Source organism: Alteromonas sp. AWJ4_199, assembly GCF_056159165.1.
On the sequence record NZ_JBSWUR010000001.1, the window covers coordinates 18,660 to 35,832 of the forward strand.

The window sequence follows — 17,173 nt, forward strand, 5'->3', positions numbered from 1 at the left end:
AACCGCAGACTCGCTGGTACTAGCGTCTTAGTTTCTTTCTCCACCGTAAGAAATGAAAAAGGTGACTATAAAAAGAGGCCGCAATCTTACCTTTGAAAAACGGCCTCAATCAATTTAACCCATATAGACCATATAACCCCGTTGCTGCTTAGCAAAAGCGGGTTATTTCTCGCTACCCACGAAGCGTAGGCTTCAGCTCTCTTACCCACATAGATGTGGCACCACAAATTGCTACCGGCATAACAATGAAGTTCACCACTGGAATGAGCGAGAACAGGTTTACCATCATGCCAAAGGTCATTGCTTTTCCTTTGTGTTCGCCCAGGTGCAAGCGCATCCTTGTGAAATCCACCTTGTGGTTATCATAGGGATAATCACAATACTGTATCGCCATCATCCAGGCGTTAAATAAGAACCAAAGCACTTGCCCGATAATGGGTAAGAAAAAGAACAGTAATAAAAAACCGATGGCACGAGGAAAATACCAAATGAGCTTAGTCAGTTCGCGACCTACAGTTCTAGGAATGTCTTTTACCAACGACATAACGCCTTCATCACCAAGGTCTTGGCCTGTTAAATGACGCTCAACCTTTTCTGATAACACGCCGTTGAAAGGCGCGGCAATCCAGTTGGCTAGGGTGCCAAAAATAAGTGCGAAAATAAGCAATACGCTTATAACTGCTAAAGGCCATAAGAAGAAACTGATAGCCGTTTTTATCCAGCCTAACCATTCTGGTACAAGGTCAATAACATAGGCTATGCCCATTTCTATTTGACCGAACAAGAAATAAAAAGCAACGGAAAACAGAACAAGGTTTATAGTCAGGGGCACAAACACGAAACGCTTTAGCCCTTTCGTTTTGATAAGCGAAAAGCCTTCAAAGAAATAATGCACACCACCTGAACTCATTCGTACTCCTTCGCGTTATTTTAAACACTTTGTTTATTAACTATTTTCTCTATCATACGCCCTTGGCGCATTCTGTGCCCAACTCACTGAAATGGTAATTGTTACAAGCTGTTAGTTTTGGTAGAGTCGAAATATAATAACAAAAGAACCTTCTGTGTGATTACATCATTTCCATATCATCTGCTAATTCAGCATCCCACCAAGGGGTATTGGGCTGAAGCTATGACGATTTCGTCCGGCAACTCTGTATATCAGAGGGATGATGCGTGAGGCTTAAGAAGATAAAGCTTGCGGGCTTCAAGTCCTTTGTTGAGCCTACTACTATACCGTTTCCTGGGGAAATGACTGCCATTGTTGGCCCGAACGGCTGTGGTAAATCCAATGTTATTGATGCTGTTCGCTGGGTATTAGGTGAAAGCTCAGCGAAGAACTTACGCGGCGATGCGATGACAGACGTGATCTTCAACGGTTCATCTTCACGAAAACCTGTTGGGCAGTGTAGCGTTGAACTTGTTTTCGATAATAGTGCAGGGCGGATCGCGGGCGAATTTGCAAACTACAACGAGCTGTCTGTTAAACGATTAGTTACCCGAGATGCTACATCGACTTATTTTCTCAACGGTACCAAATGTCGCAGGCGAGACGTTACCGATCTATTTTTGGGAACGGGGTTAGGCCCACGTTCTTACGCCATTATCGAGCAAGGTATGATCTCACGGCTTATCGAATCTAAGCCACAAGAACTGCGTGTGTTTATTGAAGAAGCTGCGGGTATATCAAAGTACAAAGAGCGTCGCAGAGAAACAGAAAATCGCATAAGACACACGCAGGACAACCTTGAACGCTTAAACGATGTGCGCGATGAACTTGGCAAGCAGTTAGAAAAATTACAGCGACAAGCTGCCGCAGCAACCCGCTATAAAACGTTGCGCGCACAGGCTCGAGAGTTAAAAGGCCAGCTTGCGGCAATTAGATTTCTTAAAAATAGCGAACATATTGAAGCGTTACAAAAACAGCAGCAAACACTGCAAATAGAAGTCGACGATTTGACTGCCAGGTTACAAGGTGATGAAGCCGGGCTTGAGTCGTATAAAACTAAGCAGGTTGAAACCAAGCAAGTCATCGATGATCTGCAGCAGCAGTTATTCACCACAAGCAATGCAATTACGCGATTAGAGCAAAACGCTCTGCATGCGAAACAGCGAAAAGGGCAAATAGAGCAAGAGTTAGCGCGAATCAACGAACAGCATGAGTTGCTAAACCACTCTATTGATGAGGCACAGGAAGCACTTGCCGTATCAAACGAGGCGCTTGAAAACATTGAACCAGAGCTTGTACTGAAAGAAGCCGAGTTGGAACACGCAAAAGCGCGTTTTGAAGACGTTGAGCAGGCGCTAAGAGAATTTAACGCAAAAGCACGTGAGCAAGAGCAAACGTACAACCAGCTTCGACAAGACGTGCAACAGTGTCATAGCCAAATTCAGTCCACAATGAGTATGCAGCTTCGTACATCTCAGCGTATTAGCGAACTGCAAGACGAGCTAAAACAACTCGATGACGAAGATTACTCAGAGCAAATTGCATTGCTAGATGAGCAAGCAAACGAGCTAGATTTTGATATTGATGAAGGTAAACAGGCGGTTCAAGCAGCTAGCGAGAATGCGCAAAAACAACATGCTGAAGTGCAAACCATTGAAGCAAAACGACGGGATGCGCTGGGTCAGCTGCAAACCGCCCAGTCAACCAAATCTGCATTAGAAGCACTTCAGCAAGACGCCTCTAGCTTCGAAGATACGCTATTAGAGGGAATTGAAAAGCTTTGGCAACAATTTAGCTCAAGTCAAAAGCTTGCACCCTGTATAGAGGCTATATTACAGCACGCAAAAGATCCTGTTGTCGCAAAAAGCTACCCCTTAAAAGAGCTTCTTAAAAACAAAGAGCATCTGCCCACCGGCATAAAGGTGTACACCGAAAGCGTGTTTGTAACTTCGGCAAAATCTGAATCTTTAGCTCATGCTTTATTAACTGAGCTTAGCGGTAGTCACACTCCACCGGCACGGGTGCCCGCATTTTTTGATGATATCTACCTGTGTGAAGACGATAAAGACCTGACAAGAAAGGTGGAACACTTATCTGATGACGAGATGAAAAGCGATGGTAATGGCTTTTCTAGCGCAATTTCACCTACAGGTTTATGGGCAAGCTCTCATTGGGTTGTTAAACCAGGTGAGGTGAATGACGGTGCTTTGCAGCGTGCTAACAAGATTAAAGCACTTACAGATGAAATTGAGGCCGCTGAAAGTCTCATTGAAGAAATTGAGCATTCCATTGAGGAAGCGAAGCAGGCTCTTAAAACAAGCGAAGCTCAAAAGCATACGGCTCAAAACGCCTTAGCTGAAAAAGAAAACCAACGAGCTCAAATCAAAAACAAGCTTTCTTTTCTTGAAATGCAGCAAGAGCAGCAGTCTAGTCGCAGTGCCAAACTTAGTGATGAATTATCAAAACAAGAGTTAATGCTTGTTAAAGAAGAAGAGCAGTTAGCGCAACTTTCTGAAAAACTAGAACTTCAAGAAGCGCAGATTCTTGAATATGAAGTGCACATTGATGAAGTTAACACCAAGCGTGAAGAAAATGAGCGAACTACGTCAGAATTGCGGGCCTCAGTCGATTCATTAACGTCGCAAAATCATGAGCTTGCGTTAAAAAAGCAGCAGCTTGAAAATCATCAAAACTTATACAGTGAACAGGTTACACGTAACCTCAAGCAGCGTGAAGAATACATAAAAAACAAAGAAAGGTTGCAAAAAGAACTAGCGCACCTGACGTCTCCTGAAGAAATTCAGGAAGCAGAACTTCAGTCGCTGTTAGAAAACAAAGCGGAATTAGAACAGCTGAAAAGCGCTAAGCAGCGCAGCCTTGAAGATATTGAGCAATGGTTGCGAGAAGCTGAAAAAGGGCATCAGGCTCTAGGTAAAGACATTCAAACCCGACAGACAAACATTGATAAACTAAACATTGATATTGAAGGGTATCGTGTACGCGCAAACACGATCCTAGAGCAGCTTGACGAAACACAGCAGTCACTGAAAAACATTCTAGAAACCTTACCCGAAGACGCCGAAGAGAAACGCTGGCAAGATGACCTTGAAAAAACGCAGGCTAATTTGCAGCGTTTAGGGGCAGTGAACTTAGCTGCGGTTGAAGAATTTGAAGCCCAGTCAGAAAGAAAATCTCATTTAGATACACAGCACAACGACCTTACTGAAGCCTTGGAAACGCTACAATCAGCCATTCGGAAAATTGATAAAGAAACCCGCACGCGTTTTTCAAATACTTTTGAGCAGGTTAACGAAGACCTTAAAATGCTATTTCCTAAGGTCTTCGGCGGTGGATCAGCATACCTTGCACTTACCGATGATGACTTATTGGAGACCGGGGTGACGATAATGGCTCGCCCTCCGGGTAAGAAAAATAGTACGATTCACCTCTTAAGCGGTGGAGAAAAAGCATTAACCGCTTTATCATTGGTGTTTGCTATTTTCAGATTAAATCCAGCACCATTTTGTTTGCTGGATGAAGTAGATGCACCATTGGATGATGCAAATGTAGGGCGCTTTTGTAACTTAGTGTCAGAAATGTCACAAACAGTGCAGTTTATTTATATCACCCACAATAAAATAGCGATGGAAATGGCTAGTCACTTAACTGGTGTTACTATGGCGGAACCTGGAGTTTCACGTATGGTAGCTGTTGATGTTGATGAAGCCGTAGCCTTCGCAGAAGCATAACAAAGGGCGAAAGAAATTAAATGGAAGATCAATTACGTCTATTTTTACTCCTTGGAGGCACGGTTTTTATTCTTGCAGTGCTTGCCCACGGTATTTGGAAAATTCGTAAAAACGGAAAGCCTTCGGAAAAAGAGCGCTTAGAGCCCCGACAGTGGCAAGACGACGATAGCGAAATAGAAGCTGGAGCACAGGAAAGCTTTGATGAACTCGGCATTGGTGCGGTTCGAGTGGTTAGCAATTCGCAAAGCTCGCATAATAGAGCAGATGAGAACAGTGCATCTTCGAGCCCATCGTTTGATGACACCTTGAATAACCCAGGTGACGACAGCGAGCCTCCAAAGTTTGGTGATGATGAAAGCAATCGCTCTTTTCAATCTACTCCATCCAGTGATGTTCATAGCAACAAGGATGCCGCTGGCGAAGAGCGCAATGACGCCAGCAGTAAAGATAATTCGTCGATGTCGCCAGCCCTAAAAGAAAGTGAAAAAGAGAGCGATAAAGAAGACGCTCAAGAAGCGCCCAAGCTGTATGGTTCAGTGGTAACAAATCCCAAGCCTCACATGAAAGGGCAGGCTCGCTCGATTGATACTGCAACAAATAAAAGCGATGACAAGGTTGCAGCTTTCCCTGAGCCTCCAGGTTTCTTGCTTCGAGAGGGTGACGATGAAGCTCACTCAGAGTCACAAGCTCAACGAGAAGACAGTGCGCAAAACGCGTCTTATACAGCGTCATCAAACGCAAATAACGCGAATAGCGCAAATAACGGGTACTCTGACAATCAAACTAAGGCACAACCTGAACAGGCTCCTGCAGCACCCATTCGTCCTGCGCAAAAGTTTTATGTGGACCCTACGCTTGAAGAAGAACCAGCAACAGTTCAAGCGCCAACTAAAAACGAGCGAGAAGTGGCTGACTTTAGTTTAGACGCGCAAGGGGAGGTATCTTCTTCACGGGGTACCCAGGAAGAAAATGAACAGCCGCGACGTTTTGCACGTAGTAAGCGAAACAAAGCACCGGTTAAAAAGCGTGAAGAGCCTAATTTTGGTGATGACCAAATGCGTATAGACTTCGACACCAGTGAGCAAGGTAACACTGATTTTGGTGAAGAGAGCTTCAGCGCTAATGACACACACAGTGACGGTGCGACCAGCTCATCTGAGGCTGCGAAACCGTCAAGTGTTGAACCTGAAGTATTGGTGTTGAACGTAAGAACGCCAGAAGGTGAGCCGATTTCTGGTGCTGCGCTTTTACCTATGCTGCTTACACTAGGGTTTAAGTTTGGCGACCAAGATATCTTCCACCGTCATGTAAACTCCAACGGCAAGGGGCCAGTATTATTTAGCCTTGCTAATATGTTTAAGCCTGGTGTTTTTGATATTGATAACCTGGAAAATTTTGAGACCCAAGGTGTATCTTTGTTTATGATATTGCCCATTGAAGGCGACCCTCATCAAGTATTCAATATGATGCACAACGCGGCTCGTAAGTTGGCAGACGAGTTTGGTGCTCAGGTACTAGACGGGCGTCGAAGCGTGTTAACTAAACAAGGCCTACAGCAATACGTTGAAAAAATTCGTGAATTTGAACGCAAGCGTATGATTGCTCGCGGCTAACGTAAGCTATTCAACTGTCTATATCGCACGCTTTGTACGTGCTTGCGTGTTAGCGTAATAAAAAGGACTTGGCTCATACCCAGGTCCTTTTCTATTAAATAGCGCTACAGCGAGGATACAAATTATACTAGCCGACTAAAAAGACGGCGGTTCAATGCCTCATTTGAAGCAAAAGGTCGTTTAGGTTAAGTCACCTAAGCTACAAATTGTAAAACTTTTAATTATTTATACGGCGTGAAAACATCTCCATGTCAGACTCTTTAGAACAAGCAAAGCAACAAGTTGCTCAACTTCGCAACACGTTAAATGAATACAATTACCAGTACTATGTACTAGACGATCCTTCGGTTCCCGATGCGGTTTATGATAGAGATATGCAGGCGCTAATAGCGCTTGAAAAACAATTTCCTGAGTTGCATAGCCCAAATTCTCCAAGCCAAAAGGTGGGAGGCGCTGCGCTGTCTGCATTTGAGCAAGTGACACACGATGTGCCTATGCTGTCGCTAGATAACGCCTTTGATGAAGAGTCTCTATTGGCATTTGAGAAGCGCTTAAAAGACAGGCTTAAAGATACTGCTACTTTGGATTTTAGCTGTGAGCCTAAGTTAGATGGCTTAGCCGTGAGTATTTTGTACGAAAACGGTGAATTAGTTCGCGCTGCAACGCGGGGCGATGGACAGGTAGGCGAAAACATTACTGCTAACGTGCGTACTATTTCAAATGTACCTTTAACCCTTCGTGGCGACCACTATCCAGATCGCGTCGAGGTGCGTGGTGAAGTGTTTATGCCGCGAGATGGCTTTGCAAAATTAAACGAACATCAAAAAGAAACGGGCGGTAAGGTCTTTGCCAATCCGCGCAATGCCGCAGCCGGAAGTTTGCGTCAGTTAGACTCGAAAATCACCGCTAAACGCCCGCTGATGTTTTATGCGTACTCACTAGGCGTAGTACAACCAGAAAGCTTTGAACTACCTACAACCCACAGCGCGCGCCTTGCACAATTAGGTAAATGGGGGCTGCCATTGTGCCCAGACATTGACACTGCTGAAGGCGGTAAGGGCTGTTTAAATTATTACAACCATATTCTGGAAAAGCGCGATAACTTGCCTTATGACATTGATGGTGTCGTGTTTAAGGTAGACAGTATTGAATTGCAAAATACCCTTGGTTTTGTAGCCCGCGCACCGCGTTGGGCGATTGCGCAGAAATTTCCCGCGCAAGAGGAAGTAACCAAACTGGTAGACGTTGAGTTTCAGGTGGGCAGAACCGGGGCAATCACACCCGTAGCGCGTTTAGAGCCTGTTTTTGTAGGTGGCGTTACCGTGTCTAATGCCACACTACATAATCAGGATGAAATTTCTAGATTGGGCGTTAAAGTTGGCGACACTGTTGTTATTCGTCGTGCCGGTGATGTTATTCCTCAGGTAGTTTCTGTGGTTGAAGCAAATCGCACGGGTAGTGAAACTGACATTAGTTTCCCAAGTCAGTGCCCAGTGTGTGACTCACAAGTTGAAAAGCTTGAAGATGAAGCAGTCGCTCGCTGTACCGGAGGGTTAATTTGTGCAGCGCAACGTAAACAGGCGCTTAAACACTTCGCCTCGCGTAAAGCGTTTGATATAGATGGACTGGGCGATAAACTCGTTGACCAACTAGTAGATGCCGATCTCGTGCACAGCCCCGCAGATTTCTTTACCCTGTCATTGGGTGATGTTGTTGGCTTAGAGCGTATGGCTGAAAAGTCGGCAAGCAAGCTTTTGGCATCCCTTGAAGCATCAAAGCAAACTACCTTAGCCAAATTCCTATACGCATTGGGGATCCGTGAAGTAGGTGAAGCGACAGCGGCAAACTTAGCTGCGCATTTTGAAACCTTGGAAGCGATTCGTGAAGCTTCATTAGAAGCGTTAGTAGAAGTGCAGGATGTGGGCGAGGTGGTAGCTACTCATATATTCAACTTCTTTAACGAGTCGCATAATACCGATGTGATTGACGCACTTCTAAATGAAGGAATCAATTGGCCCGACATTGAAAAGCCTGATTCAGACAACTTGCCACTTGAAGGCAAAACCTGTGTTATTACCGGTACGCTAAGTGAAATGGGGCGCTCTGATGCCAAATCGCGGCTACAGTTACTTGGTGCTAAGGTGGCGGGATCTGTGAGTAAGAACACTGACTTCCTTGTTGCAGGTGAGAAGGCAGGTTCTAAGTTAACCAAGGCACAAGAGCTTGATGTAGACGTGTGGGATGAAGCTGCACTGGTTGCCTTTCTTGCCGAGCATGAAAAATAGACCTGTGAAATAAACGCTAGGAATGCTTTCAGACCGAAGTCTCTTCGATAGTGCTTTTCGTCAGAATTCTTCGGCCTAACGCAGTTCAGTTGCAAAACGCAGGTATTCTCAAGTCTCACTTCCGATAAGAACAAAAAAAAACGCCACATTGAAATGTGGCGTTTTTTTAATGCTTATCGAAAGCAAATGCTGCTATTTTCTCTTGCTGCTTTTTGGTCTACGGGGCTTTGTTATTGAGCCGTCTGATTACGCATTTGTCTGCGTCTTTCCCACGCTTTTTTCACTTGAAAGCGCCATACCCAGTTTAAGGAAAAGTAACCTGCCAATCCGAAAACCACAGAGCAAATACCACAACCAACCAAAAAGGCGGGCCCAATGGTGTTAATGCTTTCTACCACCCACTGCCAGCTAAACTGGAATTCAAAATGTTCAGGTTTGGTCCCAAGTACAGTAGTACCCACTTTGTAAGCCCCATAAAATATGGGGGGAATGGTAAATGGATTTGTTACCCAGACTGTTGCGACAGACAAGGGTAGGTTTGCTCGAAAAGGGATAGCTAAACCTGCAGAAAGCCACATTTGAAACGGCACAGGCCAAAACGCAAAGAACAAACCTATGCCAAACGCGCCAGATGCAGAGCGACGGTTCAGGTGCCATAAATTAGGTTCGTGCAATACGCTACCAAATATTTTTAACGCTTTGTTTTGCTTAATGCTTTGGTGATCTGGCAAAAAACGTCGAATAAATTTCTTAGGCATAAATATCAATGCATCTCGAAAATAAAATCAAAAAAGACAGAAAAAATAACAGCAAACGGGATTGCGTAGCACGGTTTTGCACTAGCAACGTTCACTTACTGTCAATTGCTACGTGAAAACATGGTCAATCGTATCACAATTTGCCTAAGCTGTTTTTGCGTTGGCGCAATAAGTGCGGTTTTATGGCAAAAACTTCCAAGTACCCACACCATGGCGTTGATGATTGCCATATTAGTGATAGCTATTGTTGTCACCTTACTGTTTTCTTTAGAAAAACCTAGGGCCAATAAGATCATTTTTGATTTACAGCTATGTTGTGCAGTGAGCGGCTTAATACTCGGCGTACTGTGGGTGGCGAGTGTAGGGCATTTTTACTACGCTTGGCAACTGCCCAAGGGTAAAATTCAACAAGATGTCACAATATCGGGGCGAGTTTTATCGCAAGGGTGTGTTTCTAATAAAAGTAACAACCCAGACTCCGCTTTTCATTATGTGGTAAGCATCGCTTCTGTGAATGGTGAGAGGATCGCGACATTTTTAGATGATGGCGTAGTACCAACACCCTTTAAAGAAGTTTTTTCTAATGCTTTCAACTTTAAAGCTCGACTTGCTCACAAGCAATACAAGTATTTAAGTGACAATGTTGAGATAGGGCATCGTTCACAGCGTGATTTAGATGATGTAAAGCAGCACGTGAGACCGCAAGCGTCAGAAAAGTCTGCTGGACTTAAGTGTTTGCACAACGGCGACATGTTTACAGCGGTTGTTAAACTTAAACCTGCATACGGCACGGCCAATCCCGTTGGCGCAAGCCGCCAGCAGCAGCTGGTGAGTCAGTTTATTCATCTCACTGGATATATTAAATCTATAGAGGACGATAAAACCGCGCATGAGCATTCATTGCGCTATGACCTTGCGACAACGCTAGAAGCGCAGAATCTCAATAACCTTAATTGGTGGCGGGCGCTACTGCTTGGGGATAAGGCCGGGCTTACAAAAGACAACTGGACGCTGTTACAACGCACAGGTACCGGGCACATATTTAGTATATCCGGTATGCATTTATCGCTTATTGCAGGGGTGTGTTTACTAGCCTTTAACCCGATAATTTTTATACTCAAACACGTATTCGATATATTCAGCAGTGTGCAGTACTTCTTAGCCAGCGCAACAGGCCTAAAATTAAAAACAGTTGTCGGAGAGAACAATACCAATCGACGTTCAAGGTTATTAACGACTAAAGCGCCGATTAGAACCATAGTGCTTTGCCTTCTTGTGGTTATTTGTTTTTACTACGCGTTGTTAAGCGGAAGTGCATTGCCCGTTGTGCGAGCGTGGGTTCTGATAGCTATTGGCTGCGTGTTGTCGCTTAAACGAAATGCATGGCGGCCAATAAATATTGCGCTAGTTATGCTGGCGTTAAGTTTACTGCTTTTTCCGCTTTCAATGTTAAGTGCGAGCTTCTATTTAAGCGTAGGTGCGGTGGTGTGTATTTGGTTTTTAGTGACCACCTGGAGGCTACAACGAGCACCTTGGTATGTGTCACTAATAAAGTTGCAAATAGCGCTAACGCTAATAATGATGCCGCTAACCCTCATATGGTTTAATAGTGCGAGCATTATTGCGCTGATAGCAAATCTGATTGCCTTACCCGTTATAACTTTGCTGCTGCCTGTATGTTTACTCTCTCTATTACTGCTTCACTATATTCATATCGGGCCAGTCCAAGGAATTGCAAGCACACTAATGCAAACAAGTGATGCATGGTTAGAGTATTTATTGTCACTGTTAAACCTGCTTAGTGGCTTTTCATTAAGTGCAGTTGATGTTCACCAAGGTAATAGCGCTACGCTCTGTTTGCTTGCTACTTTTGTTATTTTTCTGTTGCCTGCATGGCGCTACAAAAAAGTATGTATCCTAATTTTGTCCATACCTTTTTTTAGCTTCATTCAAAAATGGTCACCCATTAATGACGAGCCTTGGACGCTTCACGTTTTTGATGCAGGCCAAGCTAGCGCGATCGCTATTACGAGAGGGAGTAGAGCAATCATTATTGATTCCGGTGCTCAGTTTAACGGTATTGCTCACACAGCGACCGCACACCTACTGCCTTTTCTGGAAAGTACACATGTTTCAAGCATCGATGTTGTTATTCATACACATAGTGATAACGATCACGCGGGGGGCTTATCTGCGGTTAAGCTTCATAGTTTAGCAGCACACGCCAGCTTTTATTCGCCTACCGGGGGATGCGAACGGGGCAAACGTATCCAATGGCAGAGTTTGACCATTGAATTTTTTTGGCCACCAAAGGGTAATAAGCAAGACAATAACGCCATGTCTTGCGTGGTAAAAATATCTAGTCAGTCTGGCAGCGTTTTGATACCCGGTGATATTGAAAAGGCGAGTGAGTACGCTTTAATAACAAGTGAAATAAAGAGCACACAAGAAATAATCGGTACAAGTGAAATAAAGAGCACACAAGAAATAAACGGTACACGTGAAATAAAGGGCACAGAAGAAATAAACAATACACCTGAAATAGAAGAGGGGGCGGCAACAAAAAGTGCGTTCATACCAAGATTTTCAAATTTGAGTGCAGATATTCTTATTGCGCCTCATCATGGCAGTAAGACCTCATCTACTGATATTTTCATAGAGCATGTTGCACCAGAGGCTGTGATCTTTACCCAAGGTTTCGAGAATCGCTGGCAGTTTCCGGCAAGTGAAGTGGCTAGACGATACAAGCATCATGGAGTTAAGCATTATTTAACCAGTTATCACGGCTATGTAAGGGCAACGTTTACTCAGGACAGCTATCGTATAGATACCCAGCGAGATACCTTGCACAAACGTTGGTATTTGCGAGGCATCAGTCCGCGTCATCTTGAAGCACAACCCTAGCGCTTCGACATGCAACACCTCAACAGCCGGCTCCTCAAAAACTGGCAAGTCAACATCCAGTATATAGTAAAAAGCCATTCCTGCATTCCCACGCTTTGCTAGAAACCTTGCCAGCGCCTTCTGAGTGGGCAATTACCTATGAGGGTTGGTATTATAGTGAAGTGACCACACATTGTTCAGTTAGTTGGCAGACTAACCAATTTTGCCTCTATATTAGTGAATTAGAGTGAGAACGAGTACAATACTCTTAACGCGTTTTCGTTAACGTTTTAAACAGGTTAAAAAAACTACATGCAACAAGCCGACAACTCGGATTATCAGATTAAGCGCTTTTTACAGTATCTGAAAGCGTATAAAGTGCCTTTTGTGTTTGCCATTATCGGTATGATTGGTTATTCCGCGGTAGATACTTTTGTATTTTCACAGCTACAGCCAATGATTGATGAATCGCTAGGTAATAACGATAAAGATTATCTTCGGATGGCTGCGTACGCCATCGTTCCTTTGTTTCTATTGCGCGGCGTGTTTAATTTCTTAGGCAGCTATACATTAAACTGGATTGGTGCCCAAGTTGTTATGCGCATGCGCCAACAGCTGTTCGATAAATACATCCATTTACCCGTGTCATTTCACGATAATCATGCAGTTGGCGGGCTTATAAGTAAGGTCACTTACGACACCGAACAAGTGGCTAACGCCTCTGGTAAGGCGCTGCTTACATTGGTGAGAGAAGGCGCGCTGGTTATTGGTTTGCTATGTGTCATGTTCTATTACTCATGGCAGCTTTCACTTATTTTTCTTTTGATTGGCCCTATCGTGGCGGTGATTGTATCTATTGTCAGTAAACGTTTTCGGCTCGTTAGCAAAAGCATCCAAAAATCAATGGGTAACCTTACGTCGTCAGTAGAGCAGGCGGTAAAAGGTCACAAAGTTGTGATCATGTTTGGCGGCCAAGAAATAGAACAAAAACGCTTTAAACAGAAAAATAATCACAATCGCCAGCAGTCAATGAAGCTTCATGTGACCTCTATATTAAGCGTATCTTCAATTCAGGTTATTGCATCAATAGCGCTTGCTGTTGTTCTGTTTATAGCCAGTACGCCGGGCATGCTAGAAAAGCTAACGGCTGGTGTATTTATCAACGTCGTATTTTGCATGGTAATGCTGCTGAAGCCTCTAAAACAACTCACTACCATTAACAACCAATTCCAAAAAGGCATGGCAGCGTGTGCCAGTATCTTTGAGATCCTTGATGAAGCTGACGAAGAAGACAAAGGTAAAACAAAGGTTGAACGCGCCACAGGAAAAATTGAATTTGCCGACGTTACGTTCTCTTATCCGGGTAAACAAACGCCCGCGTTATCTAATGTGAGCTTTATTGCTAACCCCGGCCAATCGATAGCGTTAGTAGGGCGCTCTGGAAGTGGTAAATCGACAATCTCATCGTTACTTACGCGTTTTTACGTACCGCAAGAAGGTGAAATACGCCTAGACGACAAGCCGCTTAACGACATTGACCTAAAAAATCTGCGAGCGCAGTTTGCCGTCGTGTCACAAAATGTGACGCTATTTAACGATTCTATTGCGAACAACATTGCTTATGGTGCGCGAGAGAATGTATCTCGAAAAGACATTGAGAGTGCAGCTAAGATGGCGCATGTTGAAGAGTTCTTATCGAACCTACCTGATGGTTTAGATACGGTTATTGGTGAAAATGGACTAATGCTTTCGGGTGGTCAGCGACAGCGTATTGCTATTGCTCGGGCAATCCTTGCCGAAGCGCCCATTCTGATTTTGGACGAAGCGACTTCTGCCCTAGATACCGAGTCTGAACGCTTAATTCAAGATGCGCTGGAAACGCTGCAAAAACGTTGTACCAGTATTGTAGTGGCGCACCGTTTGTCTACCATTGAAAATGCAGACTGCATTATGGTGGTTGAGCAAGGCCGCATTCTCGAGAAAGGCAAACACAATGAGTTGCTTGAAAAAGGCGGTCATTACGCACAGCTGCACGCATTGCAATTTGGTGAGGCTAAGTGAGTCAATTGCAAAGTAAAACCAAGCACGATAAGTGGTATTTTGGCCATCCTTTGGTGTGGCTTCTCTCACCGCTTGCGCTGTTGTTTTACTTTGTTTCAGCAATTCGACGTTTATTATTTAAAGTAGGCCTTAAAAAAACTTACAAAGCGAGTGCGCCTGTCATTGTAGTTGGCAATATTTCGGTAGGTGGAAACGGTAAAACTCCGGTTGTATTGGCGTTAGCCGATTACTATAAGAAGCAAGGTGTAAAAGTTGGTATTTTGAGTCGCGGGTATGGCGCTAAGTCGCCGTTTTATCCACGATTAGTTAACGGCGAAGACGATGCTTCTAAAGTAGGCGACGAGCCCCGCTTATTAGCTATAAGAAGCCAGTGTCATGTAGTTATTGACCCAGTACGCGCGCGCGGAGCCGCTTACTTAAGTGACGAGCTGCAGTGTGATTTAATTATCTGTGATGACGGCCTTCAGCATTACGCGCTTCATCGAGATGTTGAAGTTGTGGTAATGGATGACAGAAAAGTAGGCAGCGGTTTTTTGTTACCAATGGGGCCACTACGTGAAGGACAATGGCGTTTAAATACTGTTGATGCGTTAATTCATAACAGTCGTTCAATGCCAACATTCAATAATGCCGTAGCGCCTCAATATTTGATGACGTTAGTCGCAGGGGATTTTACCTGTGTGGCTAACAGAGTGAAAACCACAACGCTTGAAGAGATTAAAAAAGTGCCGTGCAGCGCAATTGCTGGGATCGGTTCTCCACAACGTTTTTTCTCTCAGCTTAGAGAAATGGGTATTCAACTTTCTTCTGCCACTCCTTTGGCTGATCATCATGCTATAACGCTTTCAGATATACCTAATGGCAGAGTGTTAATGACGGAAAAAGATGCGGTAAAAGCGGCACCTTTCGCTCACGACGATTGCTGGTTTTTACCCGTTACCGCTCATTTGGCGCCAGATTTTTTTAATTTAGTAGACGTTAAACTTGCCAAAGCAGGTTTAAAGATTCACCAAAACGGACAGGAATAATAACAATGGCCTTTGATAAGAAGCTTTTAGAAGTTTTGGCTTGCCCAGTGTGTAAGGGAAAATTAGTACTTAGTGAAGACAACACCCAGTTAATTTGCCGATTCGACAGGTTGGCTTTTGATATTAAAGATGGCATCCCTGTACTTATTGAAAGTAAAGCAACTGCAATGTCGTTAGACGAAGTAGACGCAACACGCTAACAAAACGTTTAATTAAGTGGTAAGTAGGGGGGCAAATAAAAGTTATGTCATTTACAGTTGTGATACCCGCTCGGTATGGCTCAAGCCGGTTTCCAGGCAAACCTCTGGCACTAATTGGCGGAAAGCCAATGATTCAACATGTAGTAGAGCGTGCTAAGGAAGCTGGCGCCGATACCATCATAGTGGCAACCGACGATGAACGTATTCAAAACGTAGTGGCCGGTTTTGCCAAGGTCTGTATGACGTCTGTTAATCATCATTCAGGAACTGAGCGTATTGCCGAGGTAGTGGAAAAAGAAGGCATTGACAGCGCTACTATTGTGGTTAATGTTCAAGGCGATGAACCCTTTATACCTGCAGAAAATATCAGGCAGGTTGCCGACAACCTTGCTAATGCGCCTCAGTGTCAAATGGCTACACTGTCTACGCCAATCGAAAGTGCTGAAGACGTATTTAATCCAAATATCGTAAAGGTATTGGTGAATGAAAAGGGTGAGTCAATTTACTTCTCTCGTTCTCCCATTCCCTTTGAGCGGGATCACATGATGGCAAACCCACAATCTGCAAACACGTCGCTTTATAAACGTCACATAGGTATTTATGCCTACCGCGCTCAATACATTAAGCAATATGTGGCTTATGCACCTAGTTCACTGGAACAAATTGAGTCATTAGAGCAGCTACGTGCTATATGGTATGGCGATAAAATTCACTGTGAAGTTGCGATAGCGCCGCCTCCCGTTGGAATTGATACTCCAGAAGATCTAGAACGCCTTTTGAAGACTATAAAATAATAAGAAATGAGTGCTGAAATAGGGCTTGGTGCTTATCTTTACTAAGCGATAGGTCCTAATGAATCAGCCACTTCTTGTAAAAGGTTAGTGAAACCTTTTTAGAGCATACACATTGTAACAAGGGAACCGTTATGAACGTAGTTATTACCGGTGGCAACAGAGGCATAGGCCTTGCGCTCACCAAGCAATATAAAGCACGTGGTGCGAAAGTTTATGCTACCTGTCGAAACAGTTGCGACGAGCTAAACAGTGCAGGTGTGACAATCATCAAAGGTGTAGATGTATCTCAACCTGAGACGCTGGCTGAAAAACTAGCTCCTTTAATGGATATCAACATTGATTTGCTCATTAATAATGCCGGAGTGCTCGGACGCGAGAGTATTGACGATTGGGATCCAAATACCATTGATTATCAATTTAGAGTTAATGCATTAGGTCCATTGTTAGTTACTCAAACACTGTTACCCGCAATGGCAAAAGACGGTAAGATTGCCATGATTACCAGCCGTATGGGATCAATGGCAGACAATGGTTCAGGCGGCTATTATGGCTATCGAATGTCCAAAGCCGCACTAAACGCGGCGGGAGTTTCCATGGCGAATGATCTGAAACCCAAGGGGATTGCAGTAGGTATTTTCCATCCTGGATTCGTTCAAACAGAAATGGTCAATGGAGCGGGAGATATTGATGCTGATACCTGTGCTGAACGCTTGTCACAACGCATAGATGAGTTAAATGTATCTAACGCAGGTCGCTTCATCCATTCAAATGGTGATGAGTTGCCTTGGTAGGTTTAATGTTGGCTTGCCACAAATTCCGTTAATAATGCATCACACTAACAGAGCGCTTACAA

The 17,173-nt window shown here is 44.1% G+C and carries 11 protein-coding genes; 9 read left to right on the forward strand and 2 right to left on the reverse strand.

Annotated elements, in window-relative coordinates:
• Positions 1-172: 172 nt before the first annotated feature.
• Entirely contained in the window at positions 173-910 is a 738-nt protein-coding gene (gene cysZ / locus ACXAER_RS00140) for a sulfate transporter CysZ (protein ID WP_474825446.1), read from the reverse strand.
• 266 nt (positions 911-1,176) lie between these two features.
• On the opposite strand from cysZ, the gene smc reads away from it, so the two are divergent.
• From smc to ligA, 3 genes are all read left to right on the forward strand, one after another.
• Positions 1,177-4,698: a chromosome segregation protein SMC gene (gene smc, locus ACXAER_RS00145; RefSeq protein WP_474825448.1), complete on the forward strand. Its 3,522-nt coding sequence runs from the start codon at positions 1,177-1,179 to the stop codon at positions 4,696-4,698.
• A gap of 20 nt (positions 4,699-4,718) precedes the next feature.
• On the forward strand, positions 4,719-6,311 hold the full coding sequence (gene zipA, locus ACXAER_RS00150; RefSeq protein WP_474825450.1) for a cell division protein ZipA: 1,593 nt from the start codon (positions 4,719-4,721) through the stop codon (positions 6,309-6,311).
• Between the two features lie 248 nt (positions 6,312-6,559).
• A complete protein-coding gene (ligA, locus tag ACXAER_RS00155; RefSeq protein ID WP_474825452.1) occupies positions 6,560-8,596 on the forward strand; it encodes an NAD-dependent DNA ligase LigA in 2,037 nt (678 codons plus the stop codon).
• A gap of 230 nt (positions 8,597-8,826) precedes the next feature.
• Here ligA and ACXAER_RS00160 read toward each other — a convergent pair whose 3' ends face one another.
• On the reverse strand, positions 8,827-9,354 hold the full coding sequence (locus tag ACXAER_RS00160) for a DUF2062 domain-containing protein (protein ID WP_179983377.1): 528 nt from the start codon (positions 9,352-9,354) through the stop codon (positions 8,827-8,829).
• A 120-nt stretch (positions 9,355-9,474) separates the two neighbouring features.
• Here ACXAER_RS00160 and ACXAER_RS00165 point away from each other — a divergent pair, with 120 nt between their 5' ends.
• The 6 genes from ACXAER_RS00165 (at position 9,475) to ACXAER_RS00190 (ending at position 17,111) form a co-directional block, all read left to right on the forward strand.
• Positions 9,475-12,258: a DNA internalization-related competence protein ComEC/Rec2 gene (locus tag ACXAER_RS00165; protein ID WP_474825454.1), complete on the forward strand. Its 2,784-nt coding sequence runs from the start codon at positions 9,475-9,477 to the stop codon at positions 12,256-12,258.
• Between the two features lie 291 nt (positions 12,259-12,549).
• The gene (gene msbA, locus ACXAER_RS00170) at positions 12,550-14,298 is read left to right on the forward strand and encodes a lipid A export permease/ATP-binding protein MsbA (RefSeq protein WP_474825456.1); all 1,749 of its coding nucleotides are present in this window, start codon (positions 12,550-12,552) and stop codon (positions 14,296-14,298) included.
• Positions 14,295-15,326 (forward strand): tetraacyldisaccharide 4'-kinase, encoded by a 1,032-nt coding sequence (gene lpxK, locus ACXAER_RS00175; RefSeq protein WP_474825458.1) that lies wholly within the window; start codon positions 14,295-14,297, stop codon positions 15,324-15,326. The genes msbA and lpxK overlap by 4 nt, the downstream gene beginning before the upstream one ends.
• Before the next feature lie 5 nt (positions 15,327-15,331).
• A complete protein-coding gene (locus tag ACXAER_RS00180) occupies positions 15,332-15,526 on the forward strand; it encodes a Trm112 family protein (protein WP_334060521.1) in 195 nt (64 codons plus the stop codon).
• A gap of 44 nt (positions 15,527-15,570) precedes the next feature.
• Positions 15,571-16,320, forward strand: a complete 750-nt coding sequence (gene kdsB / locus ACXAER_RS00185; RefSeq protein WP_474825460.1) for a 3-deoxy-manno-octulosonate cytidylyltransferase — start codon at positions 15,571-15,573, stop codon at positions 16,318-16,320.
• Positions 16,321-16,451: 131 nt separating this feature from the next.
• Complete coding sequence (locus tag ACXAER_RS00190; protein ID WP_474825463.1) at positions 16,452-17,111, forward strand: SDR family oxidoreductase; 660 nt, start codon at positions 16,452-16,454, stop codon at positions 17,109-17,111.
• Positions 17,112-17,173 lie beyond the last annotated feature (62 nt).

Excerpts from the sequence above, each read along its gene's own strand:
- ACXAER_RS00160 (WP_179983377.1), bottom strand. The coding sequence starts at position 9,354 with ATGCCTAAGAAATTTATTCGACGTTTTTTGCCAGATCACCAAAGCATT.
- msbA (WP_474825456.1), top strand. The coding sequence starts at position 12,550 with ATGCAACAAGCCGACAACTCGGATTATCAGATTAAGCGCTTTTTACAG.
- ACXAER_RS00180 (WP_334060521.1), top strand. The coding sequence starts at position 15,332 with ATGGCCTTTGATAAGAAGCTTTTAGAAGTTTTGGCTTGCCCAGTGTGT.
- kdsB (WP_474825460.1), top strand. The coding sequence starts at position 15,571 with ATGTCATTTACAGTTGTGATACCCGCTCGGTATGGCTCAAGCCGGTTT.
- ligA (WP_474825452.1), top strand. The coding sequence starts at position 6,560 with ATGTCAGACTCTTTAGAACAAGCAAAGCAACAAGTTGCTCAACTTCGC.
- cysZ (WP_474825446.1), bottom strand. The coding sequence starts at position 910 with ATGAGTTCAGGTGGTGTGCATTATTTCTTTGAAGGCTTTTCGCTTATC.
- ACXAER_RS00190 (WP_474825463.1), top strand. The coding sequence starts at position 16,452 with ATGAACGTAGTTATTACCGGTGGCAACAGAGGCATAGGCCTTGCGCTC.
- zipA (WP_474825450.1), top strand. The coding sequence starts at position 4,719 with ATGGAAGATCAATTACGTCTATTTTTACTCCTTGGAGGCACGGTTTTT.
- ACXAER_RS00165 (WP_474825454.1), top strand. The coding sequence starts at position 9,475 with ATGGTCAATCGTATCACAATTTGCCTAAGCTGTTTTTGCGTTGGCGCA.